Here is a 23916-nt window from a genome sequence, read left to right as displayed (position 1 = left end):
GAGATAGGCCGTCAGCGCCAGGAAAAACACGCTCCAGACGAAAGAGCCGCCGATGAACTCGACGACGGTCCAGGCCGCGACGACGGCGAAGACGATGAGTCGGCGCAGCATCGGCCGGAAGAACGGGTGACGGAAATCAACAAGGGCCCATCTCATCGGCGCGGCTCTCCTCTCGGCTCTGCGGACCGGGCCACCTCACCCGAGCGCGCCCGCGCGGTCAAGCGCGCGCACTGGCATTTCGGCCCGAATTGCGCCACTGATGAGGTTCCAGGAGCGGCAAAGGAGACCGATGTGACCGGCAGCGCCATTTTCGACGGGCTGGAGGTGGGGTTCGACATCCCGGCCCTGCCCGGCATGGAACTCGGAACGATCCAGACCCCCTGCCTGATCCTCGATCTCGACGCGCTCGAGCGCAATCTCGTGAAGATGGCGGACGAGGCGAAAGCCATGGGCGTGGCGTTGCGGGTGCATGGCAAGATGCACAAGTCCGTGGACGTGGCGCGGCTCCAGCACGCGATCGGCGGGGCCACGGGCATCTGCTGCCAGAAGGTCTCGGAGGCGGAAGCTTTCGCCCGCGGCGGGATGTCCGACATTCTCATCTCAAACCAGGTGCGCGATCCGCTGAAGATCGACCGGATGGCACGGCTGCCGGTGCTCGGCGCGCGCATCAGCTGCTGCGTCGATGATCTTGAGAACGTGGCCGCGCTGTCGCAGGCCGCGCTGCGGCACGGCGCCACGCTCCATTGTCTGATCGAGCTCGATTGCGGCGCCGGGCGCTGCGGCGTCACCACGCCCGACCAGGCGGTGGCGCTGGCGCGGGCGATCGGGGCTGCGCCGGGCCTCGTGTTTGACGGCCTGCAGGCCTATCAGGGGGCGATGCAGCATCTCGTCTCGCACGCCGATCGCAAGGCGAAATTCGAGGCGGCGCTCGCAACCGTGCGCGCGGTGCTTGACGCGCTCACAGCCACAGGCACCGCCTGCGAGACCGTGACCGGCGGCGGCACCGGCAGCTACCGGTTCGAGGGAAGCTCCGGCGTCTACACCGAGCTGCAATGCGGCTCCTATGCCTTCATGGACGCCGATTACGGAAAGGTGCGCGATGCGGACGGCCGCCGGCTCGATGAGGCGGGGTTCGAAAACGCGCTGTTCGTGCTGACCTCGGTGATGAGCCATGTGCGCAGCGACCGGGCGATCTGCGACGCCGGGCTCAAGGTGCTGTCGCTCGACAGCGGGTTGCCGGTGGTCGCGGGCGCTGACGGCGTTACCTATGTCGCCTGTTCCGACGAGCACGGCACGCTGAGCGACCCCGGGGGCGTGCTTCGGATCAACGACCGGCTGCGGCTGATTCCGGGCCATTGCGACCCGACCTGCAACCTGCATGACTGGTATGTCGGTGTGCGCGACGACCGGGTCGAATGCCTTTGGCCGGTGACGGCGCGCGGAAAGGCCTGGTGATCCCGCCGCTTTCGGGGCCGGACATGACCTGACTGGCCGGCCGGCCGGCCCGGCCCGCACCGGGTTTGAAGCAGCGCGTTCCCGCGCCATTCATTTTATATTTGCGATCTTATATATAAGCGCCTATATACATCGCAACGGGGTTCTCGCGGCCGGTTCGGCGCATTCTTCCGGCGCGTCGGAAGCAGTCTGCGCGGACCCCACTCGGACACTCCTTGCAGCGAGGCATCCCATGAAACATCTGAGCATTGCCCTCCTCCTTCTTACCGCCACGACGGCCCTGGTCCGGGCCGAGACCCTGACGCTTGCCCCCACCGAGATCACCGAATGGAAAGCGGTGCAGGCCCGCGTCGAATCGCGCGACGTGGTGCCCGCACGTGCCCGCATCGGCGGCGTGATCGCGGACCTTTCGATCAGCGAGGGCGATCTGGTGACGGCGGGCCAGCAATTGGGGCTCGTCAAGGACGACAAGATCGCCTTCCAGATCGCCGCCCAAGATGCCCAACAGGCAGCGCTGGAGGCCCAGCTCGTGACCGCCGAGGCCGAATACAAGCGCGCCGACACGCTGGTGAACCAGGGCGTGGTCACGCGCCAGCGGCTCGCCCAGCTTGCCACCGATGTCGAGGTGATCCGCAACCAGATCGCCGCCACCAAGGCAAGCCGCGCGGTGCTGACCCAGCAGGAGACGGAAGGCGCGGTGATCGCGCCCGCCGACGGCCGGGTGCTGACCGTGCCCGCTACCCGCGGCTCGGTGATCCTGCCGGGCGAAGCGATCGCCACCATTGGCTCCGGCGGGTTCTTCCTCCGTCTCGCGGTGCCCGAACGCTTTGCCGGCGAGCTCGAAGCGGGCGCCGAGATCCGCATCGCCACCGAGGGTGGGGAAAGCGAAGGTCGGCTCGCCAAGATCTATCCCGAGATCGACAACGGACGGGTGATCGCCGATGTCGAGGTCGACCGCCTCGACACCGCCTTCGTCAATGCCCGCGTGCTCGTCGAAGTGCCGGTCGGCAAGCGCGCCGCCTTGCTCGCCCCCGCCGCGGCCGTCAGCACCCGTCACGGCATCGATTTCCTCTCGGTCCGGAATCATGCCGGGGAAACCGTGGAGCGCACGGTCATTCTCGGCGCGCTGCAGACCGGCGAGCATGAGGGCATGGTCGAGATCATCAGCGGCGCTCAGGCCGGCGAAACGGTGGTGCTGCCATGACCCAACATTCCTCCGGACTGGGCATTGCGGGCCAGCTGACCCGCGCCTTTATCGTCTCGCCGCTCACGCCGCTGTTCCTGCTCGCCGCCTTCGCCTTCGGGCTGGTGGCGCTGATGACGCTGCCGCGCGAGGAAGAGCCGCAGATCTCCGTGCCGATGGTCGACATCATGCTCTCGGCCCCCGGGCTCAAGGCCGAAGACGCGGTCAAGCTCGTCTCCGAGCCGCTCGAGACCATCGTCAAGAGCATCGACGGGGTCGAGCACGTCTATTCCCAGACGTCGGACAACAAGGTGATGGTGACCGCGCGCTTCATCGTCGGCACCGAGACCGATTCGGCGATCCTGAGGGTGCATGACAAGCTGCGCGCCAATCTCGACCGCATCCCCGTGGGCATCCCCGAGCCGATGATCGTCGGCCGCGGCATCGACGACGTCGCCATCGTCTCGCTGACGCTCACGCCATCCGACGCGGCCGGAGACGCGGTCACCGCCACGGATCTGACCCGCATTGCCCGCCAGCTCCGCACCGAACTCGCCAAGATCGACGATGTCGGGCTTACCTATCTGGTGGGCGACACCGACGAAATCATCCGCATCGCGCCTGATCCCAAGCGGCTCGCGCTCAACGGCGTGACGCTGCAGCAACTCGCGGCCAAGGTCACGGGTGCGAACCAGGCCTTCCCCGCGGGCCAGGTGACGATCGATGGCCAGTCGGCGGACCTGATGGTCGGCGAAACGCTCTATGCGCCCGCCGAGATCGGCAACCTGCTGGTCACCACCCGCGACGGCCGGCCGGTCTATGTGCGCGATCTCGCCGATGTGTCCTTCACCTCCGACGACGCGGCGCGGATCGTGGCGACCGTGACGCGCGGCGCAGACGGCGGCATCGACCGAAGGCCCGCCGTCACGCTGGCGCTCGCCAAGCGCGCCGGGGCCAATGCAGTGCTGGTGGGCGAACAGATCCTCGAACGCACCGAGGCGCTCGAAGGCTCGCTCATTCCGGAGTCCATGGCGATCGAAGTCACGCGCAATTACGGCGAGACCGCCAACGAGAAGGCCAATGAGCTGCTCTATCACCTGGGCCTCGCCACAGTTTCGATCATCGTGCTGGTCTGGCTCGCGATCGGCTGGCGCGAGGCGCTGGTGGTGGCGATCGTCATCCCGGTGACGATCCTGCTCACGCTGTTTGCCTCCCGCGTGATGGGCTACACGCTTAACCGCGTGTCGCTGTTCGCGCTGATCTTCTCGATCGGGATCCTGGTCGACGACGCCATCGTGGTGATCGAGAACATCGCTCGCCACTGGGGCATGGGCGACGGCCGGGACCGCAAGAAGGCGGCGATCGAGGCGGTGGCCGAGGTCGGCAACCCGACCATCGTCGCCACGCTGACCGTGGTGGCAGCGCTCCTGCCGATGCTGTTCGTCTCGGGCATGATGGGCCCCTATATGAGCCCGATCCCGGCCAATGCGTCCGCCGCCATGGTGTTTTCGTTCTTCGTCGCGGTCATGGTCACCCCCTGGCTGATGCTCAAGATCGCCGGCCGTGCGCCGATGCATCACGGGCATGCCGGCGGCGACGGCCATGGTGTCTCTGGTGGCGGCGCGCTCGGCAAGCTCTACCGGGCGGTGGCGCGACCGGTGCTCTCGAGCAAGGCGAGCGCCTGGGTCTTCCTCCTGGTGGTGGGCGCGCTCACGCTCGGTTCGCTGTCGCTGTTCTACACCAAGCACGTCACCGTCAAGCTCCTGCCGTTCGACAACAAGTCGGAACTCCAGGTGGTGATCGACATGCCCGAGGGCACCTCCGTCGAGACCACCGACGCGGTGGCCCAGGCGGTCGCCCGCGAGGTGCTGAAGCTCGACGAGGTCAAGTCGGTGCAGACCCATGCGGGCGCCGCCGCGCCCTTCAATTTCAACGGGCTGGTGCGGCACTCGTTCCTGCGCGCCGATTCCTTTACCGGCGACGTCGCGCTCAACCTGACGCCCAAGGGCGAGCGCGACCGCTCGAGCCACGAGATCGCGCTCGACATCCGCACCCGCATCGGCGCGATCCCGCTGCCCGAGGGCGCGAGCCTGAAGGTGGTCGAGCCGCCCCCCGGCCCGCCGGTGATGGCGACGCTGCTTGCCGAGATCTACGGCCCCGACGCCGAAACCCGGCGCGAATCCGCCCGGCGCGTGGAACAAGCCTTTCGCTCGGCCTCCTTCATCGTCGACATCGACAATTCCTGGGGCAACCCCGCCGAGCGCGCCCGGGTGCGGGTGTCGACCGACGAGCTCGAATTCTTCAAGGTGCAGGAGCAGGACGTGTTCGACACGATCTCGATCCTCAACACCGGCCAGACCGTGGGCTATTCCCACCGCGGCGGAGGGCGCGCGCCGATCACCATCCGGCTCGAACGGCCGCGCGGCGAGCGGCTGGTGGACGAGGATTTCCTGTCGACGCCGATCCCGGCCAATGTGCTGCCGGGCGACCGCAGCGTGGTCGAGCTCGGCGACGTGATCAAGGTCACCCGCGAGACCTCGTCCTACCCGGTGTTCCGCCACAATGGCCGCGCCGCCGAAATGGTGCTGGCCGAGATGGCGGGCGACTACGAGGCCCCGCTCTACGGCATGCTCGCGGTGCAGGACGCGCTCGACCGGATGGACTGGACCGGGCTCGAAAAGCCGGTGATCGCACTGCACGGCCAGCCCGCGGACGAGAGCACGCCGACGCTGCTGTGGGACGGCGAATGGGAGGTCACCTGGGTCACCTTCCGCGACATGGGCGGCGCCTTCGGCGTGGCGCTGCTCGGGATCTACATCCTGGTGGTCGCCCAGTTCGGCTCGTTCAAGGCGCCGCTGGTGATCCTGACGCCGGTGCCGCTCACCTTCATCGGCATTCTCGCCGGCCACTGGCTGTTCGGCGCGCCGTTCTCGGCGACCTCGATGATCGGCTTCATCGCGCTCGCGGGCATCATCGTGCGCAACTCGATCCTGCTCGTCGACTTCATCCGCCACGCCCATGTGCCGGGCACGCCGCTCACGCCGGTGCTGATCGAGGCGGGCGCGATCCGCTTCAAGCCGATCATCCTGACAGCCCTTGCCGCCATGATCGGCGCGGCGGTGATCCTGACCGACCCGATCTTCCAGGGGCTCGCGATCTCGCTGCTGTTCGGGCTCGCCTCGTCGACGGCGCTCACGGTGCTGGTGATCCCGGCGATCTACCGGGTGCTCCGGACCTGACCGGAACGCATCCGGATCCGGAGGAAAACATCCCGCCCGTCACTTCGACGGGCGGAAGGCTTTCAGGATCGTCTCATGGGTCTCGATCCGGCCCGCGCCGATCAGGTCGAGGCAGAAGGGTATGGCCGGGAACACGGCGGTCAGGCAGATGTCGATCGAGCCGGGTTTTCCGGGCAGGTTGACGATCAGCGTCTTGCCGCGGGTGCCCGCGGTCTGGCGCGACAGGATCGCGGTCGGCACCTGCTCGAGGCTCACCTTGCGCATCAGTTCGCCGAAGCCCGGAAGCTCCTTTTCCATCACGGCCTGCATCGCCTCGGGCGTGAGATCGCGCGGGCTCGGGCCGGTGCCGCCGGTGGTCAGCACCATGTCGACGCCGTCCTCGTCGCAGAGTTTGACGATCGTGTCGCGCACGCTCTCCAAGCCGTCGGGAATGACGTGGATGGCGATCTCGACCGGGCTCGAAATCACCCGTTCGAGCCAGGCCTTGACCGCGGGGCCGCCCAGGTCCTCGTACTCGCCGCGGCTCGCGCGGTCGGACACGGTAAGGACGGCGATGCGGACGGTCATGGGATGGCTCCTGAAAAATGCGATGCGAAGCGACGGGATCGTCACCGGGAACAGATTCCTCATTCGCGTCGATATGGCAACCACCCCGCCGCGCGTGTGCGCGCCGAACCGCTGCGAGGCGAGCGGCCGGTGACTGCGGCCGGAAGAGAGCGAAGCTCACGCCGGCAGTATTTCTCGAACATGCTTATTATTACATTATTAAATTCTTGCTGAAATCATAGGTTGAACAAATAGTCCCTGCCCCATCAGACGGTTGGCGCAGCCGATACCGGTCGGAGCGGAGACGAGTTTGCATCCCTCGGAAGTTATACATGCCTGAAAACAATCAAACTTCGTAAGCGTCGCGCCACGCCGGAAGGAAACATGATGGCCTTGCCTTTCCCTACCGATTCCAACAGCATCCTGGACGCGTTGTCGCGGTCCCAGGCGATGATCCAGTTCGATCTCACAGGCAAAATTTTGGCCGCGAACGAGAATTTCTGCCAGGCCCTCGGCTACACGCCAGAGGAGATCATCGGCAAGCATCACAGCATGTTCGTCGATCCCGCCGAAGTTTCCGGCGAAGGCTACAAGCAGTTCTGGGCCAATCTCGCCGCAGGCCACTACGACCGGCGCCAGTACAAGCGCATCGGCAAGGGCGGACGCGAGATCTGGATCGAAGCCTCCTACAATCCGGTGTTCCGGGGCGGCAAGCCGGTCAAGGTGGTCAAGATCGCCACCGACATCACCGACAGCAAGCGCAAGGCGATCGAGGACGACGCCAAGCTTGCGGCAATCTCGCGCTCGCAGGCCGTCATCGAATTTGCGCCCGACGGCACCATCCTCACCGCCAACGAAAATTTCTGCGCGACGCTCGGCTACGACCTCTCCGAGATCGTCGGCAAGCACCACCGGATCTTCTGCGACCCGGCCTATGTGAAAAGCCCCGACTATGCCGAATTCTGGCGCAAGCTTGCGGCGGGCGAGTTCTCGTCCAACGAATTCATGCGCCTGAGCAAGACCGGCAGGGAAGTCTGGATCCAGGCCGCCTACAATCCGATCCGCAACGACCGCGGCGAAGTGGTCAAGGTGGTGAAGTTCGCAACCGACGTGACGGCGCGGATGGTGGCGATCTCCGACCTTGCCAGTTCGCTGCGCGCACTGGCGAAGGGCGACCTGACGCACAGCCTGGAGCGGCCTTTCGTGCCGACCATGGAGCGCATCCGGCACGACTTCAACGAGGTTCTGGCCGAGTTGCGCGCGACGATGCAGGCGGTGGAACTCAATGCCCGCAGCATCGCCTCGGGGTCGCAGGAGATCCGCACCGCAGCCGACGATCTCGCCCGCCGGACGGAGCGGCAGGCGGCCTCGGTCGAAGAGACCGCCGCCGCCCTCGAAGAGACCACCACCAATGTCTCCGTTACCACCCAGAACGCCCGCGCTTCAGCGGAGCTGGTGGCGGAAACCCGCGCCGGCATCGAACGTTCAGGCGAAATCGTCGCCGAGGCGATCCGGGCCATGAGCCTGATCGAATCCTCGTCGCAGGAAATGTCGAAGATCATCAGCGCCATCGACGAGATCGCCTTCCAGACCAATCTTCTCGCGCTCAATGCCGGGATCGAGGCGGCGCGGGCGGGCGAATCCGGCAAGGGGTTTGCGGTGGTGGCGCATGAAGTGCGGGAACTGGCGCAGCGGTCGGCCAATGCCGCCAAGGACATCAAGCATCTGATCACCTCGTCCAACGACCAGGTCCGTCACGGCGTCTCGCTGGTCGACGATGCCGGCGGCGCACTGGGCGAGATCGTCGGCAAGGTGCAGAGCATCGACCAGAACATCCGCGCCATCGCCGCGAGCGTGCGGGAACAGTCGGCGGCGCTCAGCGAGATCAGCCAGGCCGTGACCGTGATCGACCAGGGCACCCAGCAGAATGCCGCGATGGTCGAGCAGACCACCGCCTCGACCCATGGCCTGGCCCAGGAAGCCCAGTCGCTGTTCGACCTGATCGGGCGGTTCCGGCTCGGCCCCGCAAAGGGCGAGCGGTCCGCCGATCCCGCCGCCGCGGCCCCGGCGCACAAGTCGGCCGCCTGAGCGGGTTTGCCCGCGCCCCGACGCCCGCCCCCGGCCGGGCGGCGGCTCCGCGGGGACCAAGTGCAGCCGCGCGGCTTGAAACGCCTTACCGCATGGCGATCATGTCGGCGGCCTTTTCCGCGATCATCACCGTCGGCGCATTGGTGTTGCCGCCGATCAGCGTCGGCATCACCGAGGCATCGACCACGCGCAGCCGCTCAACACCATGGACGCGCAGCTCCGGATCGGTCACGGCGTGCGCATCACGGCCCATGCGGCAGGTGCCCACCGGGTGGTAGATGGTGTCGGCGCGGGCCCGGATATGCGCCATCAGTTCGGCATCGTCCATGCCCTCGCGGGTATAGACCTCCTTCAGGCGATACTTCCGCATGGCCGGCGCATCCATGATCCGCCGCGTCAGCCGCGCGCCCTTGAGCAGCAGATCGGCGTCGCGCGGATCGGAGAGATATTTCGGATCGATCCGCGGGGCACGCATCGGGTCCGGCCCGTCGAGACCGACTTCGCCGCGCGAATGCGGCCGGAGCGCGCAGACATGGCAGGAATAGCCATAACCCGGATGCAGCTTGCGGGCATGGTCATCGACCAGCGCCGGAACGAAATGCAGCTGCAGGTCCGGCCGGTCGAGACCGGGCTCGGACTTGAGGAAGGCGCCGCCCTCGGCTCCGGGCGAGGCCACCAGGCCCGAGCCGTCGCGGCGCCAGGCGCGCAGATGCCCCATCAGCTTCCACATCCCGACCAGCCCGAGGCCCAGCACGTCGGTGTCGCGGGTCCTGGCCGTATAGATGTAATCCAGATGGTCCTGCAGGTTCTGGCCCACGCCCGGCAGATCCCGGCGCACCTCGATGCCGCGCGAGCGCAGGTGCTCGCCCGGCCCGATCCCCGACAGCATCAAGAGCTGCGGCGAGTTGAAGGCACCGCCGCACAGGATCACCTCGGCGCGGGCCATCGCCCGGTGCTCGCTGCCGCCGCGGCGATAGCGCACGCCGGTGGCGCGCAAGCCGTCCATCACCACGCCGGTCGCGTGCGCGCTGGTCAGGACCCTGAGGTTCGGCCGACCCATCACCGGGTGAAGATAGGCCGCGGCCACGGAACAGCGTTCGCCCTGCCGGTCCTGTTGCCAGAACTGGGTCACCTGATAGAGGCCCGCGCCCTCCTGCTCGGGTCCGTTGAAATCGCCGTTGAGCGGGATCTGCATCTCGGCCGCGGCTTCGAGGAAGGCATGGGTGATCGGGCGCGGGCTGCGCTGCTCGGCCACCTGCAAGGGGCCGGCATCGCCGTGAAGCCGATCGGCGCCGCGGATGTTGCGTTCGGAACGGCGGAACAGCGGCAGCACCTCCGCCCATCCCCAGCCGTCGCAGCCCGCCCGCGCCCAGTCGTCATAGTCGGAGGGATGGCCGCGCACATAGAGCATGGCGTTGATAGCGCTCGATCCGCCGAGGCCCCGCCCGCGCGGCTGATAGCCACGGCGGTTGCCAAGTCCCGGCTGCGGCACGGTGGCGAAGGCCCAGTTGTTGATCTTGGGCCGCCCCGGCAGCATGGCAATCAGGCCCAGCGGCGCGCGCACCAGAAGCCCCCTGCCCTCACCACCGGCCTCGATCAGGCAGACCGTGACGCCGGATTTCTCGCTCAGCCGCGCCGCGAGCACCGCGCCCGCGGATCCGCCGCCGACGATCACATAGTCGAACTCCTCCATGCCCACTCCCTCCCAAAAGCCAGCCGCGCGCAGCCTAGACCACAAGCGGCGGGTTCGGGAAGATGGCGGAAGCGATCAGGAGGGGCCGCGCACGACGCCGGCCCTGCGGCGGCCGGACCGATCAGAAGCCCGCGCGATCCGACAGGCGCGAGATGTCGGGAACCTCGACATGGCGGTTGCTGGTGATGCGGATGATGCCTTCGCCACGTAGCTTGGTAAGCTGGCGGCTCACGGTTTCCATGGTCAGGCCGAGAAAATCGGCGATGTCCATGCGGCTCATCGGCAGTTCGAACTCGACGCTGTCGCGTTCGTTTTCGGGAAAGGCGTGGGTGGCGATCAGCAGAAGGAAACTCGCCACCTTCTCGGCCGCGGTCTTGCGGCCCAGCGTCAGCATCCAGTTGCGCGCCTCGTCGAGCTCGTTCAGCGTTTGCTCGAGCAGCTGGTGTTCGAGCTCCGGCATTTCGCCGATCATGCGTTCGATCACGGTGCGGGGGAAGGTGCAGATCGTGACTTCGGTCGCGGCCTCGGCGCTGACCCCGTTTTCCTTGCGGAACGGGCGGCCAAGAAAATCCGGTGCGAATTGCAGTCCGACGATCTGCTGGCGGCCGTCCGCCATCATCTTCGACAGTTTGACCACGCCGGAAATGATGTTGGAGTAGGAATTGATTCGGGTGCTTTCGCCCACCAGTTCGGTCCCGGGCGGAACCACACGGCGGTGCGAATGTCGGCTCAATTGCAGAAGCTGGTCGCTGCTCAAAGCGCCACAAACCCCGCGATGGCGGCTTTCGCAAGCCTGGCACAGCGCGGGGGTGTCCGAAATGATGAAGTCTTTGCGCTTGATATCCATGATGCTCCTGCCTGGGCGCACCCTAGCCCACCTTAGAACACTTCAAAAGATGCAAGTTGTCGCAGCTTCAGGACATATCTTGCGCCTCGTGCGGGTCGGGTGCAAGCCCTGCGAAGGTTCGAGTCGCGGCTGACTTTTGACAGAATCCCACGTTTGCGGGGCAAAAGCGGCCAGTCTGCGGGCATGACAGCCGCTCCGCCCGACCGGGCGCCACCGGTGTTCACCGGAGCCCCGGCCGCGGCCTGCCGCAGCGGCGATCGGGGTCGGGGACCGGGCGATCGCGAACGGACCGCCCGGCCGGGAATCGGCGACATGCGGCATCCCGCATGCCGGGCGCCGTGGCCTCAGCCGCCGTGCTTCATGCTGCCATGGTCCATCGGCACGGCCTTGATGTCTTCGACCGAGAAATCGAGCTCGATGCTGCCGGCCTTTTCGAAGGTGACGGTAGCCTTGCGGCTCTCGCCGGCCTTGAACTGGCTGTCGACGCCGATGAACATGATGTGGTAGCCGCCCGGCTTGAGGACGACTTCACCGCCGGCGGGGATTTCGAGGCCATCGGTGAGCTGGCGCATCTTCATCACGTCGCCGTCCATGGTCATTTCGTGGATCTCCACGCGTTCGGCGAAGGCGGCTTCGCCCGAGACCAACCGGTCGGGCTCGCTGCCGGTGTTGCGGATGGTCATGTAGCCGCCCGACACCGGGGCATTGGGCGGCGTTTCCCGCGCATAGGGATGGTCGATCTCGAGCGAGCCGAGCTTGAACTCGTGCGCGGAGGCCGCGAGCGAGGAGAGGCCGAGAACGGCGGCGGAAAGGAGAACAGCGATACGCTTCATGATGATTGCCTTGTTGGATGCGCCCGGACCGGGCGACTTGATGGATAAGCCGGAAGCGGTCTGGACCGTTCCCTGGCCGAATTGAAGGGGTGAAGACATGGCCCGGGCCGAAAGCCCGCAGGTTCAGCGAACCTGGGTACGGGTTGCGGCGTCGGGCGAGAGCGACCGCGTCGGACGGGGCGGGCTCAGACGATCCGGGCCGGAGGCGCGCGCGGCGAAGCACCGGGCCGCAAGGCCGGATAGGCGAGCGTGGCGTCCTGGGGGACCGCCAGCTCGGCTGCGACAAACCAGCGGGTGATCTCTGCACCGGCAAAGGGGACCGGCAGATCGACCGCCGAGACGATGCGGCAGGCTTCGCAATGGGTGGCGGCGTAATGGCGAGGACCGTCCTCGCCGTTCAGGCACAGATCGGGCAGCGTTCCGTCGGGAAGCGCGAATGCCGCGATCTCGGCCGGCGCGAAGGCCGGGCCGTTCTGGGCGAGGGCCAGCGGGCGGTGGGCGAAGGCCACGAGCATCAGCGACAGCGCGCACAGAATGCGCACCAGCCCGCGTCCACTCATCATGCCTTTTGCGCCGATCATTGCCCGACCCGCTCCTCGCTTCGGCGAAAGTGTTATACCGCGCCCCCGGCCAGGACAAGGCATTTTCGCGGCCCCGCGATAACGCCTGCGCCCCGCCGCGCGGCCCCCTCGCGGGTCAGCACCCGATCAGAAGCGCGCCCCGGCACGGGCCGCGTGCCCGTTCAGGCCGGAAAGCAGTCCCTGGCGATCGCCTCGATCGCGTCGAAGACCTGCGGGCCGCCGGCGATCACCCGGGTGCCGTTGTCGAGCGAGGTTTCGGGATCGGGGACCAGAATGCGCCCGCCGGCCTCCTCGATCATCAGCAGCCCGGCCACGCAGTCCCAGCTGTTCATGTGTTCCTCGATATAGCCGATCAGCCGGCCGCTGGCGACATAGGCGAGCATCAGCGCGCCCGAGGCATTGCGGAAGAACACGCCGCCGGCACCGACGATCTGCTCGATCACGCGCACGATGTTGTTGGTGCGCAGCCGCACGGGATAGCCGGTGCCGATCGACCCCTGGTCGAGCCGGGTGGCCTGCGAGACGCGCACCGGCTTGCCGTTGCAGAACGCGCCGCCGCCGCGCAAGGCATGAAACACTTCTCCCGAACTCGGCTCGTTGATCACGCCGATCACCGTCCTGCCCTGGTGGGCGACGGCAATCGCCACGCACCACTGCGGAATGCCGCGGACGAAATTGGCGGTGCCGTCGATCGGGTCGATCACCCAGTCATAGCCGCTGGTGCCGTGCTTGCGACCGTGTTCCTCGCCGACGATGCCGTCGTCGGGAAAGCGCTCCTCGATGGCCGCCCGCACCAACGTCTCGGTGTCCTTGTCGGCATTGGAGACGAGGTCCTGATGGCCCTTGCTTTCGATCACCAGGGAATCGAAGGCCTTGAAATGGGCATTGGCGAAATCGCCTGCGCGGCGGGCAATATCGAGGGCGAATTCAAGTCTTTCAGACACGGCTTCCATCACTTTCATACTCTTGACGACTGTCCCGGCGACAGCTTTGCCGCCAGCGCGCCACAGGTCCGCTGAGGCTGCTTCGTGGACGCTCTATCTCGTTGAATCCACTGCACCTTATCAGCATCGGGAGATTCCGCCCGATCGCCGCATGATCTAGCAGGTCGCCCCGGGCAAAGCCACTGCAAATAATGGCTGTGCAGGGCGGGTGACAAGGCCGCCGCATCGGCCAGACGCCGCGCCGCACGCACCGCGGGCGTCGCGGCCCGGGCTCCACCTTCTCTATTGCAGAAACCCGGAAAATGGAGTTGGATCGCCTCGGGGGGCACGTCGGACGTGGCTGTCATGCTGCCGTCATGCACGGCGCTTAGGTGCTTCGGGCGCGGTGATTCAACCGCCGCCTACCCTTTCGGAACAGGCAAGAAACTTACCGCTGCGGCGGAAACAGGAGCGTTCGATATGTCCAGACTTCAAAAGCTTGGCGTGGTGCTTGCGACCACCACCGCCTTCTCGATGAATTTTGCGGGAGCCGCCTTCAGCCAGAACATGGATGAACTGGTCGCCGCCGCCAAGGCCGAGGGCATGCTCACCACCATCGCGCTGCCGCATGACTGGTGCGGCTATGGCGACGTGATCGCCGGCTTCAAGGCGAAATACCCCGAAATCACCGTCAACGAACTCAACCCGGATGCCGGCTCGGCCGACGAGATCGAAGCGATCAAGGCCAACAAGGACAACACCGGCCCGCAGGCCCCCGACGTGATCGACGTCGGCCTCGCCTTCGGCCCGTCCTCCAAGGCCGAAGGCCTGACCCAGCCCTACAAGGTCTCCACCTGGGATTCGATCCCCGACGGCGCCAAGGATGCCGACGGTTACTGGTATGGCGACTATTACGGCGTGATGGCGTTCCTCGTGAACAAGGACCTCGTCGAAAACACCCCCACCGACTGGGCCGACCTGCTGAAGCCGGAATATGCCGGCCAGGTGGCGCTTGCCGGTGACCCGCGCGCCTCCAACCAGGCCATCCTCGCAGCGCTCGCAGCGGGCCTGTCGAAGGGCGGCGCCGCCGGCAAGGAAGCCGGCGAGAAGGGCCTCGAGTTCTTCGCCGAACTCAACAAGGCCGGCAATTTCGTGCCGGTGATCGGCAAGGCCGGCACGCTGGCCCAGGGCGCGACCCCGATCGTCGCCATGTGGGACTACAACGCGCTGTCGGCCAAGGACACGCTTGCCGGCAACCCGCCGGTCGAGGTCGTGGTGCCGTCCACCGGCGTGCTCGCCGGCGTCTATGTGCAGGCGATCAGCGCCTATGCGCCGCATCCGAACGCCGCCAAGCTGTGGATGGAATATCTCTACTCGGACGAAGGCCAGCTCGGCTGGCTCAAGGGCTACTGCCACCCGATCCGCTTCAACGACATGGCCGCCCGCGGCGTGATCCCGCAGGACCTGCTCGACAAGATGCCGCCGGCAGAAGCCTATGCCAAGGCCTACTTCCCGACGCTGGATGAAGTGAACGCCAACAAGGAAGCCGTCGTGGCCGGCTGGGATTCCGTCGTCGGCGCCAATGTCGAATAAGTAACCCCGATCAACGGCCGCCCCGCGCCAGTCGCGGGGCGGCTGATTTCATTCCCGCGCGACATGCAAGGCTCGATGACCCTCCAGCGACCCCACGAGACCCCACCGCCCGGCCACGTGCCGCTTCGCCAAAGGCTTCCGCTCGACTGGCTCGGCCTGGTTCCGTTCCTCGCCTTCGTGACGCTGTTCCTGCTGGCCCCGACCATGTATATCGTGATCGGCGCGTTCCGCAGCGCCGGCGGCGGCTTCACCCTCGACAACATCATCGGCCTCAACACCGCCTCGATCCGCTCGGCCTACTGGGTGTCGATCAAGATCTCGCTCGCCTCGGCCTCGCTCGGCTGCCTGGTGGGCTTCCTGATGGCGGCAGCGATGACGCTCGGCGGGCTTCCCAAGGCGGTGCGCGGGCCGCTCCTGACCTTTTCGGGCGTGGCCTCGAACTTCGCCGGCGTGCCGCTGGCCTTCGCCTTCCTGGCGACCCTCGGCCCGATCGGCCTCGTCACCGTGTTCCTCAAGAGCAATCTCGGCATCGACCTGAGGCTTCTCGGCTTCAACATCCTGAGCTTCTGGGGGCTGACGATCACCTATCTGTTCTTCCAGATCCCGCTGATGATCCTGATCATCACGCCCGCGCTCGACGGGCTCAAGCGGGAGTGGCGCGAAGCGGCCGAAATCCTCGGCGCAACCGGCCCGCAATACTGGCGGATGGTGGCGTTTCCGATCCTGTTTCCGGCGATCCTCGGCACCATGGCGCTGCTGTTCGCCAACGCCTTCGGGGCGGTGGCGACCGCGATCGCGCTCACCGGATCCTCGCTCAACATCGTGCCGATCCTGCTGTTCGCGCAGATCCGCGGCGACGTGCTCGGCGATCCGCATCTGGGCTATGCGCTCGCCTTCGGCATGATCGTCGTCACCGGCATCGCCAACACGATCTACATCGTGCTTCGGGCGCGCTCCGAGAGGTGGCAGAAATGAAGCGCTTCTGGGCCTGGGCGGCGATCGCCTTCGGCATGCTCTATTTCATCCTGCCGCTGGTCGGCATGACCGAATTCTCGCTGCGCATGCGGCGCGGCGTCTACTCCTTCGACGCCTATGCCAAGGTGCTGGCCGATCCGCGCTTCCAGGAGACCTTCAGCTATTCGGTGATGATGGCCGTCTTCACCATTATCTTCGGCGTGCTGCTGGTGGTGCCGACGGCCTACTGGGTGCGGCTCAAGCTGCCGCGGGCGCGGCCCTATGTCGAGTTCGTCACGCTGCTGCCGCTGGTGATCCCGGCGATCGTCGTGGTGTTCGGCTATATCCGGCTCTACAACACCTCGAGCTGGCTGCCGCTCACGGGCTCGACGCTCGGCACCAACATCCTCTTGATGCTCGGCTATGCGACGCTGTCGCTGCCCTACATGTACCGCGCGGTCGACACGGGCCTCAGGACCATCGACGTGACCACGCTCACGGAAGCCGCGCAGTCGCTCGGCGCGGGCTGGGCCACGATCCTCGGCCGGCTGATCCTGCCCAATGTGCTCGTCGCGGTGCTGTCGGGCGCCTTCGTCACGCTTGCCATCGTCATGGGCGAGTTCACCATGGCCGCCCTCCTCAACCGCCCCGCCTTCGGCCCCTACATGCAGCTCCTGGGCGCCAACCGGGCCTATGAGCCCGCGGCGCTCGCCGTGATCGCCTTCGGCATCACCTGGGCCTGCATGGGGCTGATCCAGCTTGTCGCGCGGCTCGCGCCCAAACCTGCAACACCGGTGAAAGACTGATGACCGAAGCTCCCTATCTGTCCATCAAGGGCATTTCCAAATCCTTCGGCGCGCTGCAGGTGGTGCGCGACGCGGACATCGCCGTCGGCCGCGGCGAATTCGTCTCCTTTCTCGGGCCGTCCGGCTGCGGCAAGACCACGATCCTGAGGATGGTGGCGGGCTTCGAGACGCCGAGCACCGGCTCGATCAGCATCGACGGCCGCGACATCACCTATTTGAAGCCGAGCCAGCGCAATATCGGCATGGTGTTCCAGTCCTATGCGCTGTTTCCGAACCTCACCGTCGCCGACAATATCGGCTTCGGGCTCCGGGTTGCGGGCGTCAATCGCGCCGAAATCGCGAGCCGGGTCGAGGAAATGCTGGCGCTGATCAAGCTGCCGCAACTGGCCGAGCGCTTTCCCTGGCAACTGTCGGGCGGCCAGCAGCAGCGCGTGGCGCTCGCCCGCGCGCTCGCGCCCCGGCCCACGGTGCTGCTGCTCGACGAGCCGCTGTCGGCGCTCGACGCCAAGATCCGCGTCTCGCTGCGCGAGGAAATCCGCGCGATCCAGCAGGATCTCGGCATCACCACGATCTTCGTCACCCACGACCAGGAAGAAGCGCTGTCGATGTCGGACCGGGTGATGGTGATGAACCAAGGCCGGATCGAGCAGATCGGCACGCCGGCCGAGATCTACAACCACCCCAGCACCTCCTTCGTCGCGGGCTTCGTGGGCACCCTGAGCCAGCTCGACGCCACCGTGACCGACGCCGCGCAAGGTGCCGCCAGCGTGGGCAGCGAAACGATCGCCGGCCTGCCGCTTCCGGCCTCGGTCAGGACCGGCGACAGGATCCGGCTGGCGCTGCGCCCGGAATCGCTTCGCCGCGACCGCCGCGAGGGCGACCGCACGCTCTCGGCCCGGATCGATTCGGTCAATTTCCTGGGCGCGGTGATCCGCATCAAGCTACACATCGGCGACGAGCAGCTCTCGCTCGACACCTTCAACGACCCGACCCGCACACCGCCCGCGCCCGGGGACACGATCGAGGTGCATTTCGCGCCGGAAACGGTGCTGGCGCTGACGGACTGACAGTGCTCGGTGGAAGGCCAGCCATTCGAGCCCGTGCGTCGACCGTCGCGGTCGACGGAGGTCACGAGAACCGGGTTTCTGCTTGACTGGAAACTGGCTGGGGCGCCTGGATTCGAACCAGGGATGGCGGTACCAAAAACCACTGCCTTACCACTTGGCTACGCCCCAACACGCGAGTCGGGCCAGTGATGGCCCGCCGGCGATGCTCCGGCTAAGCGCCGAAGGCCTCGCGGGGATAGCAAAAGACGGCGGCGATCACAAGCGCGGAAAATCGGTTCCGGGCAGGATTCTCGCGCGCGGCGACGGTGCTTTGCGGCATTGAAAAACCCGCCGGACACGGGGTCCGGCGGGTTATAGGTTTTGGCGGGCCGCGGGTCGCCCGGACCCGCGGGCCGTGCGCCTTAGCGGCGGAACAGGGTGGCGATCTGCCAGCCGGCGGGGACCACGGCTGCGGCGAGCGCGGCCTTGATCACGTCGGTGGCGATGAACGGACCCACGCCCCAGGCAAGGGCCTTTTCGGGGCCGAAGGCGAGCGCGATCCAGGCGGCACCGAGCGCCAGGATGATGGCGGTGCCGGCGAGGTTGACGGCGAACAGCTTGAAGGCGTTGCGGTCAAGCCCGCGGTCGGCGGCCCAGCCGGTGAGGCCGGCTGCGATCACGAAACCGGCGAGATAACCGCCGGTGGGGCCAGCGAAATAGGCAAGGCCCGCGCCCTGCGTGAACACCGGAAAGCCGAGCGCGCCTTCGACCATGTAGAGGGTCAGCGTGGCGAGCGCGAGCTTGCGGCCGAAGGCGGCGGCGATGACGAAGATCGCCAGCGTCTGCAGCGTGGCCGGCACCGGGCCGAACGGAACCGTGATCTTGGCGGCGATGGCGATCAGCAGGCTGCCGGCGAGCGCAAGCGCGCCATAGGTGGCGTAGCGTGCGACGGTGCCTTCGGGCGCATTGGATTCGACGAAGGAGCGGGCGGGTGCAATGGCCATGGATCGGTCTCCGGATGGTTGGCAGGTTGCGGCTGTCAAAGCCGCGTCTTGAAAACGGTATATTGACTTCGCGGGCTGACAGCAAGACAGTCCGGCCCAAATCCGCGGCCGTCCACACACGCCCGCCATGCATGCGCCGTTTTGCCCGCCCCGGCCGGTGCCGGCCCTGCCAGGAAATGGAGATGTCCGCGTGAGCGAACCGGAACCCGACTTCGACAAGAGCTTCGAGCCCGCCCACGGCAGCGCCGTGCCGGTGGCGAAGGATGTGCTGCGCGTGACCGCGCCCAACCAGGGGCCGCTCACCTTCCATGGCACCAACAGCTATGTCGTCGGCAGCGGGACGCTGGCGGTGATCGATCCGGGGCCGGAGGACGAGAGCCATTGGCAGGCGCTCACGGCGGCCATCGCCGGGCGTCCGGTCAGCCACATCTTCGTCACCCACACCCACCGCGACCACTCGCCGCTTGCGGCCCGGCTCAAGGCGGAAACCGGGGCGCAGATCGTCGCCGAAGGGCCGCACCGGGCGGCGCGGCCGCTGCATGCGGGCGAGGTCAATCCGCTGGCGGAGAGTTCGGACATGGCGTTCAGGCCCGACATCGCGGCCGGCCATGGCGAGCGGATTTCCGGCGACGGCTGGGAGATCGAGACCCTGCACACGCCGGGCCACACCGCCAATCATGCGGCCTTCGCGCTCGCAAACACGGGAACCGTGTTTTCGGGCGATCACGTGATGGCCTGGGCGACGACGATCATCGCGCCGCCGGACGGGTCGATGGGCGATTTCATGGCCTCGCTCGACATGCTTTCGGACCGCGATGACAGCGCCTACCTGCCCGGCCATGGCGGCCCCGTCAGGGAGCCGCGGCAGTTCGTGCGGGCGCTCAAGACCCACCGGCGCATGCGCGAGCGGGCGATCCTCGCCCGCGTCGAAAAGGGCGACCGGCTGATTGCCGACATGGTCAAGGCGATCTATCGCGACACCGATCCGCGGCTGCACGGCGCGGCCGCGCTGTCGGTGCTGGCGCATCTCGAGGACCTGGTCAGCCGCGGCGAAGTCATCACCGACGGCCCGCCGGCGATTGGCGGCGTCTACCGGACCGCCTGAGGGCGGCTCAGCTGCCGGCGATGCCGAGCAGCCGGATGTCGAGATCACGCAGGAACGATCGGATCAGCTCGGCATTCAGCCCCAGATCGTGATTGCCGTCGCGGGTCGCCACCCGCATGTCGACGAAGGTCGTCGCCTCCTCCTCGACCAGCCGGATCAGGATGTCCTGGGGAATGCCGAGGATCAGCGTGCTCTTCTCGTACTGGATCAGCGCATAGGTCGGAACCGGCTCGGGGGCGGCGTTCTCGATATCGGGGCGCGGCACGGGAATCGGCGCGCGCGCCGGATCGGCCACGCCGGTGGACTGCACCGCAGCCTCGCCGGCGTCACTCGCCGGTTCGAGACCGTCGACCAGCAGATCCACGCCGATATTGTCCACCTGCTTCCATTTCCGCTCCTGGGCGACGGCACGCACGCCCTGCAGCACGCGGTCGATCGCCCCGTCATAGCGGCGGCCGGTGACCTGCGGATAGGCGGCCGCCTGCTCAGCCCGGGCTGAGGCGGTGTCGCCGTCGGCGCGCGGCAGCCAGGAGGCCTTGACCGGCGGCTCGTTGAGCCATTGCGGCGCATTGGCAAGATCGGTGGAGACATCGTGGATCGCGGGGAGCAGCACATAGCGGCTGGCGGCAAGGCCGACGGGAACCAGAACCATCAGCGCCAGCACCATGCCGGAAAACGCCGCATGGCCGCCCTTGGCGCCGATGCGCCAGAGCATGAAGAAGCCGATCAGCGACAGGCCGAGCACGACGACCGCCAGGAACGCGGCCAGCAGCACTGCGGCAACGGCATTGGGCAGGACCAGAATGCCTGCGCGGTGCAACGCCACCGCCATCACCGCCAGCAAAAGCGCGAACCGGCCCAGCCTGCGGGACCAGGCGGCGGCGACGGAGCTTGGTCGTTGCGGGCGGAACGGCATGGGTCTGGCCGGGTCTCCGGGAGCTGGGCCACGCGGGATGCGCAGCCCTTTCAGGTGGTTTTCCTTAGCCGCTCGCGGCAGGCGCGGCAAGCGCCACACTTCAGCCATGCTTGGCGACGAAGCTTGCCGGCAAGGGGGGCGACAGGATCGGCCAAGCACAGCTTGCCGAAGGAGATTCGCCAATGACGACCGACGGCACGCCGATGCCCCATTCCAAGCCGCCAGCCGCACCCGGCCCTGCTGCCGCACCCGAGTCCGACGCCGATTTCAGCTTCGAGGCGCCCTCCCCCGGCCCGATGCCGCTCGATCTCGTCGAGCTGGAGCTGGCGCTCGACCTCAACGATGTGTCCGCGCACGGGTTCAGCGAAGCGGTGCGGGCGGCCGCGCGCACCGTCGAGGGAGAGTTCCTGTTCGATCTTCCGGCCTCGGGCCTCGCCGACGACGCGCAGCGCATTGCTGTCGTCTGCCTGTCGCGCGCTGACGGCGGGCGGTTCGGCCTCGTGCTCCTGAGCGCGGAGGGCGACCGGGTGCGCGCGGCAGAAGCCGATGCGAGCACCAAGGGCCTGGTCGACTTCGCCCGTGCCTTCGTGGGCGTGCTCGAACAGCTCTGACCCGCGGGCACCCGTCTCGAACGCCCCAACCGGACCCCGCGCGCGCCCTGGCCGTTTGAGATGAAAATTCCCTGCCCGCTGCGGCGCGGATAGGCTAGTCTCGGCCTGCAATCACGCAGCGGGGACGACGGTGCAGCTCAGCCGGACAGATCAGGAGATGCTTGACGGCGCCCACGGCGCGGCCGCGGCCGACGCAGTGCGACTGGTGCTCGATTTTGCCCGCGCCGTCGGCGCCAGCCGGCTGATCGACTGCGTTTGCGCCCATGTCGACGGCTGCCTCTATCACGGCCAGGCGAGCCTCGATTTCGTCGAGCGGTTCGTGAGCCTGGGCGGGCGCGTGAAGGTGCCGACCACGCTCAATGTCGGCTCGGTCGATCTGATCCATCCAGACCTCTTCATCGGCGACCCCGCGCTCGGCTCGGCGGGCAAGCGGTTGATGGAAGCGCATGTCGAGCTTGGCTGCACGCCGAGCTTCACCTGTGCGCCCTACCAGACCCTGTTCCGGCCACGCCTCGGCGACCAGGTCGCCTGGGCGGAATCCAACGCCATCGTGTTCGCCAATTCGGTGATCGGCGCGCGCACCAACCGCTATGGCGATTTCATTGATCTCGCCTGCGCCCTCACCGGCCGGGTGCCCGATTACGGCCTGCACCGGAACGAGAACCGCCGGGCCGGGGCGATCCTGGAACTGGTCGGGTTCGAGGACGCGGACGCCGACCAGGCCGGCGGCATCGCCGTGGCCGCCGGGCTCAGCCTCGGACGCAGCTGCGGCGAGACCATCGCCGCCATCACCGGCCTGCCCGCTTGCACCAGCGAGGACGACCTGAAGGCGCTCGGCGCGGCGGCAGCCTCTTCAGGCAGCGTGGCGATGTTCCACGCGGTCGGCCTGACGCCGGAGGCGCCGGATCTCGCCACCGCCACCGGCGGCAAGGACGTCCCTGTCGCAACCCGGCTCGGGCCGGCGGAGGTTTCCGCAATCCTTGCCGGGCTGTCCACCGTGCCAGACGGGTCGGCGCTCACGGCCGTTGCCCTCGGCACCCCGCATTTTTCGCTCGCCGAGTTCGACCGGTTGATGCCGTTCCTCGACGCCGCGCCCTTTGCCGTGCCAATCTATGTCAACACCGGCCGGCACGCATGGGAGCGGCTCGTGGCCGACGGGCGCGCGGCGCGGCTCGAGGCCGCGGGCGTGACCGTGGTGGTCGACACCTGCACCTATGTGACCGCCATCCTCCGCGAGCTTTCGGGGGCTGTGATGACGAATTCGGGCAAATGGGCCTATTACGCGCCGGGCAATCTCGGCGTCGATGTCGCTTTCGGCACGCTTGCCGACACGATGGTCTCAGCCAAGGCCGGACGGGTGGTCCGGGCATGAGCGCGCGGGCGCTGGTTCACGGCCACGCTTCCGGCGGCATGCTCCGGCTCGACGAGCCCTTGAGCTTCTGGGGCGGGTTCGACAGCGCCACGGGCAAGGTCATTGACCGGTTTCACCCGCAGCATGGCGCCTGCCTGACGGGCCTGATCGTGGCGATGGAACGCGGCCGCGGCTCGTCCTCGGGCGCCTCGGTGCTTGCAGAGGCGATCCGGCGCGGCACCGCGCCGGCCGCGCTTCTGTTGCTCGATGCCGACGCCATCATCGCCACCGGCGCACTGGTCGCGCAGATGCTCTACCGCATCGACTGCCCGGTTATCGCGGTGGGCGACCGGGGCGACTGGCAAAGACTGTCTACCCTGCTCCGGCTCGAAATCGACGCCGGCCCGGATGCGTTGCGGATCACCCCGTCCCAATAGAGGTGCGCGCACGGATATACAGTGGCCCTTAAGCCGTGCGCGCCTTCTCGATTGCCGCCTGGGCGGCTGCCAGGCGCGCGATCGGCACGCGGAACGGGGAGCAGCTCACGTAATCGAGGCCGACGCTTTCGCAGAACCTGACCGAGGCCGGGTCGCCGCCGTGCTCGCCGCAGATGCCGAGCTTGATGTCGGGGCGGACCGAGCGGCCCTTGTCGGAGGCGATGCGCACCAGTTCGCCGACGCCGTCGATGTCGATCGTCACGAACGGGTCGTGCTCGATGATGCCCTTCTGCTGATAGGTCATCAGGAACGAGGCCGCGTCGTCGCGGGAAATGCCGAACGTGGTCTGGGTGAGGTCGTTGGTGCCGAAGGAGAAGAACTCGGCCACCTCGGCGATGGCATGCGCCCGGATCGCCGCACGCGGCAATTCGATCATGGTACCGACCAGATAGGTGATGTCGACGCCCGACTCGCCGATCACGTCGCGCGCCACCGCATCGATCCGCGCCTTGACGAAATCGAGCTCCTCACGCAGCCCCACCAGCGGCACCATGATTTCCGGCACCACCGGCGCGCCGGTGAGTTTCGCGGCCTCGACCGCGGCTTCGAAGATCGCGCGCGCCTGCATTTCGGCGATTTCCGGGTAGGACACGGCGAGACGGCAGCCGCGATGGCCGAGCATCGGGTTTCGGCGGGCGGTGTTGC

The 23916-nt window shown here is 67.3% G+C and carries 20 protein-coding genes, 1 tRNA gene and 1 pseudogene; 12 read left to right on the top strand and 10 right to left on the bottom strand.

Going from position 1 to position 23916, the window contains the following annotated elements; all coding sequences use genetic code 11:
• The first annotated feature begins 291 nt into the window (after window positions 1–291).
• The 3 genes from AWJ14_RS21805 (at window position 292) to AWJ14_RS21795 (ending at window position 5877) form a co-directional block, all read left to right on the top strand.
• A complete protein-coding gene (locus AWJ14_RS21805) occupies window positions 292–1455 on the top strand; it encodes a DSD1 family PLP-dependent enzyme (RefSeq protein WP_066184654.1) in 1164 nt (387 codons plus the stop codon).
• Window positions 1456–1687: 232 nt separating this feature from the next.
• Window positions 1688–2659, top strand: coding sequence for an efflux RND transporter periplasmic adaptor subunit (locus tag AWJ14_RS21800; RefSeq protein ID WP_066184652.1), 972 nt, complete (start codon window positions 1688–1690; stop codon window positions 2657–2659).
• Complete coding sequence (locus AWJ14_RS21795) at window positions 2656–5877, top strand: efflux RND transporter permease subunit (RefSeq protein WP_066184651.1); 3222 nt, start codon at window positions 2656–2658, stop codon at window positions 5875–5877. The genes AWJ14_RS21800 and AWJ14_RS21795 overlap by 4 nt, the downstream gene beginning before the upstream one ends.
• Window positions 5878–5916: 39 nt before the next feature.
• On the opposite strand, the gene mog is transcribed toward AWJ14_RS21795, so the two are convergent.
• Window positions 5917–6444 (bottom strand): molybdopterin adenylyltransferase, encoded by a 528-nt coding sequence (mog, locus tag AWJ14_RS21790; RefSeq protein WP_066184649.1) that lies wholly within the window; start codon window positions 6442–6444, stop codon window positions 5917–5919.
• A 366-nt stretch (window positions 6445–6810) separates the two neighbouring features.
• Between mog and AWJ14_RS21785 the strand changes: the two genes are divergently transcribed.
• Complete coding sequence (locus AWJ14_RS21785; RefSeq protein WP_066184646.1) at window positions 6811–8511, top strand: methyl-accepting chemotaxis protein; 1701 nt, start codon at window positions 6811–6813, stop codon at window positions 8509–8511.
• Window positions 8512–8596: 85 nt separating this feature from the next.
• On the opposite strand, the gene AWJ14_RS21780 is transcribed toward AWJ14_RS21785, so the two are convergent.
• From AWJ14_RS21780 to AWJ14_RS21760, 5 genes are all read right to left on the bottom strand, one after another.
• On the bottom strand, window positions 8597–10204 hold the full coding sequence (locus AWJ14_RS21780; RefSeq protein ID WP_066184644.1) for a GMC family oxidoreductase: 1608 nt from the start codon (window positions 10202–10204) through the stop codon (window positions 8597–8599).
• A gap of 121 nt (window positions 10205–10325) precedes the next feature.
• Window positions 10326–11051, bottom strand: a complete 726-nt coding sequence (locus AWJ14_RS21775; RefSeq protein WP_066184641.1) for a Crp/Fnr family transcriptional regulator — start codon at window positions 11049–11051, stop codon at window positions 10326–10328.
• A 344-nt stretch (window positions 11052–11395) separates the two neighbouring features.
• Complete coding sequence (locus AWJ14_RS21770) at window positions 11396–11884, bottom strand: copper chaperone PCu(A)C (protein ID WP_066184639.1); 489 nt, start codon at window positions 11882–11884, stop codon at window positions 11396–11398.
• A 185-nt stretch (window positions 11885–12069) separates the two neighbouring features.
• On the bottom strand, window positions 12070–12465 hold the full coding sequence (locus AWJ14_RS21765) for a hypothetical protein (RefSeq protein WP_083220431.1): 396 nt from the start codon (window positions 12463–12465) through the stop codon (window positions 12070–12072).
• A gap of 161 nt (window positions 12466–12626) precedes the next feature.
• Entirely contained in the window at window positions 12627–13418 is a 792-nt protein-coding gene (locus tag AWJ14_RS21760; RefSeq protein ID WP_066184638.1) for an inositol monophosphatase family protein, read from the bottom strand.
• A gap of 504 nt (window positions 13419–13922) precedes the next feature.
• Here AWJ14_RS21760 and AWJ14_RS21755 point away from each other — a divergent pair.
• The 4 genes from AWJ14_RS21755 to AWJ14_RS21740 all read left to right on the top strand — a co-directional run bounded on the left by AWJ14_RS21755 (window position 13923) and on the right by AWJ14_RS21740 (window position 17808).
• The gene (locus AWJ14_RS21755; protein WP_245304422.1) at window positions 13923–14981 is read left to right on the top strand and encodes an ABC transporter substrate-binding protein; all 1059 of its coding nucleotides are present in this window, start codon (window positions 13923–13925) and stop codon (window positions 14979–14981) included.
• 75 nt (window positions 14982–15056) lie between these two features.
• Window positions 15057–15956 (top strand): ABC transporter permease, encoded by a 900-nt coding sequence (locus tag AWJ14_RS21750; protein WP_066184634.1) that lies wholly within the window; start codon window positions 15057–15059, stop codon window positions 15954–15956.
• Window positions 15953–16741, top strand: a complete 789-nt coding sequence (locus tag AWJ14_RS21745) for an ABC transporter permease (RefSeq protein WP_066184631.1) — start codon at window positions 15953–15955, stop codon at window positions 16739–16741. The genes AWJ14_RS21750 and AWJ14_RS21745 overlap by 4 nt, the downstream gene beginning before the upstream one ends.
• The gene (locus AWJ14_RS21740; protein ID WP_066184629.1) at window positions 16741–17808 is read left to right on the top strand and encodes an ABC transporter ATP-binding protein; all 1068 of its coding nucleotides are present in this window, start codon (window positions 16741–16743) and stop codon (window positions 17806–17808) included. The genes AWJ14_RS21745 and AWJ14_RS21740 overlap by 1 nt, the downstream gene beginning before the upstream one ends.
• A gap of 94 nt (window positions 17809–17902) precedes the next feature.
• On the opposite strand, the gene AWJ14_RS21735 is transcribed toward AWJ14_RS21740, so the two are convergent.
• Both AWJ14_RS21735 and AWJ14_RS21730 read right to left on the bottom strand, forming a co-directional pair.
• Window positions 17903–17976, bottom strand: a tRNA-Gln gene (locus AWJ14_RS21735).
• Window positions 17977–18209: 233 nt separating this feature from the next.
• Window positions 18210–18791, bottom strand: coding sequence for a biotin transporter BioY (locus AWJ14_RS21730; protein ID WP_066184627.1), 582 nt, complete (start codon window positions 18789–18791; stop codon window positions 18210–18212).
• Window positions 18792–18981: 190 nt separating this feature from the next.
• Here AWJ14_RS21730 and AWJ14_RS21725 point away from each other — a divergent pair, with 190 nt between their 5' ends.
• Window positions 18982–19896 carry an MBL fold metallo-hydrolase gene (locus AWJ14_RS21725; RefSeq protein ID WP_066184625.1) on the top strand — a complete coding sequence of 305 codons (915 nt, stop codon included), beginning with the start codon at window positions 18982–18984 and terminating at the stop codon, window positions 19894–19896.
• A 7-nt stretch (window positions 19897–19903) separates the two neighbouring features.
• On the opposite strand, the gene AWJ14_RS21720 is transcribed toward AWJ14_RS21725, so the two are convergent.
• Window positions 19904–20812, bottom strand: a complete 909-nt coding sequence (locus AWJ14_RS21720; protein ID WP_066184623.1) for a DUF1499 domain-containing protein — start codon at window positions 20810–20812, stop codon at window positions 19904–19906.
• A 182-nt stretch (window positions 20813–20994) separates the two neighbouring features.
• Here AWJ14_RS21720 and AWJ14_RS21715 point away from each other — a divergent pair, with 182 nt between their 5' ends.
• The 3 genes from AWJ14_RS21715 (at window position 20995) to AWJ14_RS21705 (ending at window position 23211) form a co-directional block, all read left to right on the top strand.
• Complete coding sequence (locus AWJ14_RS21715) at window positions 20995–21423, top strand: hypothetical protein (protein WP_066184622.1); 429 nt, start codon at window positions 20995–20997, stop codon at window positions 21421–21423.
• A gap of 130 nt (window positions 21424–21553) precedes the next feature.
• Entirely contained in the window at window positions 21554–22795 is a 1242-nt protein-coding gene (locus AWJ14_RS21710; protein WP_280949325.1) for an aconitase X catalytic domain-containing protein, read from the top strand.
• On the top strand, window positions 22792–23211 hold the full coding sequence (locus AWJ14_RS21705) for an aconitase X swivel domain-containing protein (RefSeq protein ID WP_066184617.1): 420 nt from the start codon (window positions 22792–22794) through the stop codon (window positions 23209–23211). Before AWJ14_RS21710 ends, AWJ14_RS21705 begins: the two co-directional genes overlap by 4 nt.
• Window positions 23212–23239: 28 nt before the next feature.
• Here the strand turns inward: AWJ14_RS21705 and AWJ14_RS22960 are convergent.
• Window positions 23240–23916 (bottom strand): annotated as a pseudogene (locus AWJ14_RS22960) (putative PEP-binding protein); the annotation flags it as partial.

It is taken from the genome of Parahoeflea olei (genome assembly GCF_001703635.1).
In the GTDB taxonomy this organism is placed as follows: Bacteria; Pseudomonadota; Alphaproteobacteria; order Rhizobiales; family Rhizobiaceae; genus Hoeflea; species Hoeflea olei.
This window is presented reverse-complemented; position numbering and strand designations above follow the sequence as displayed.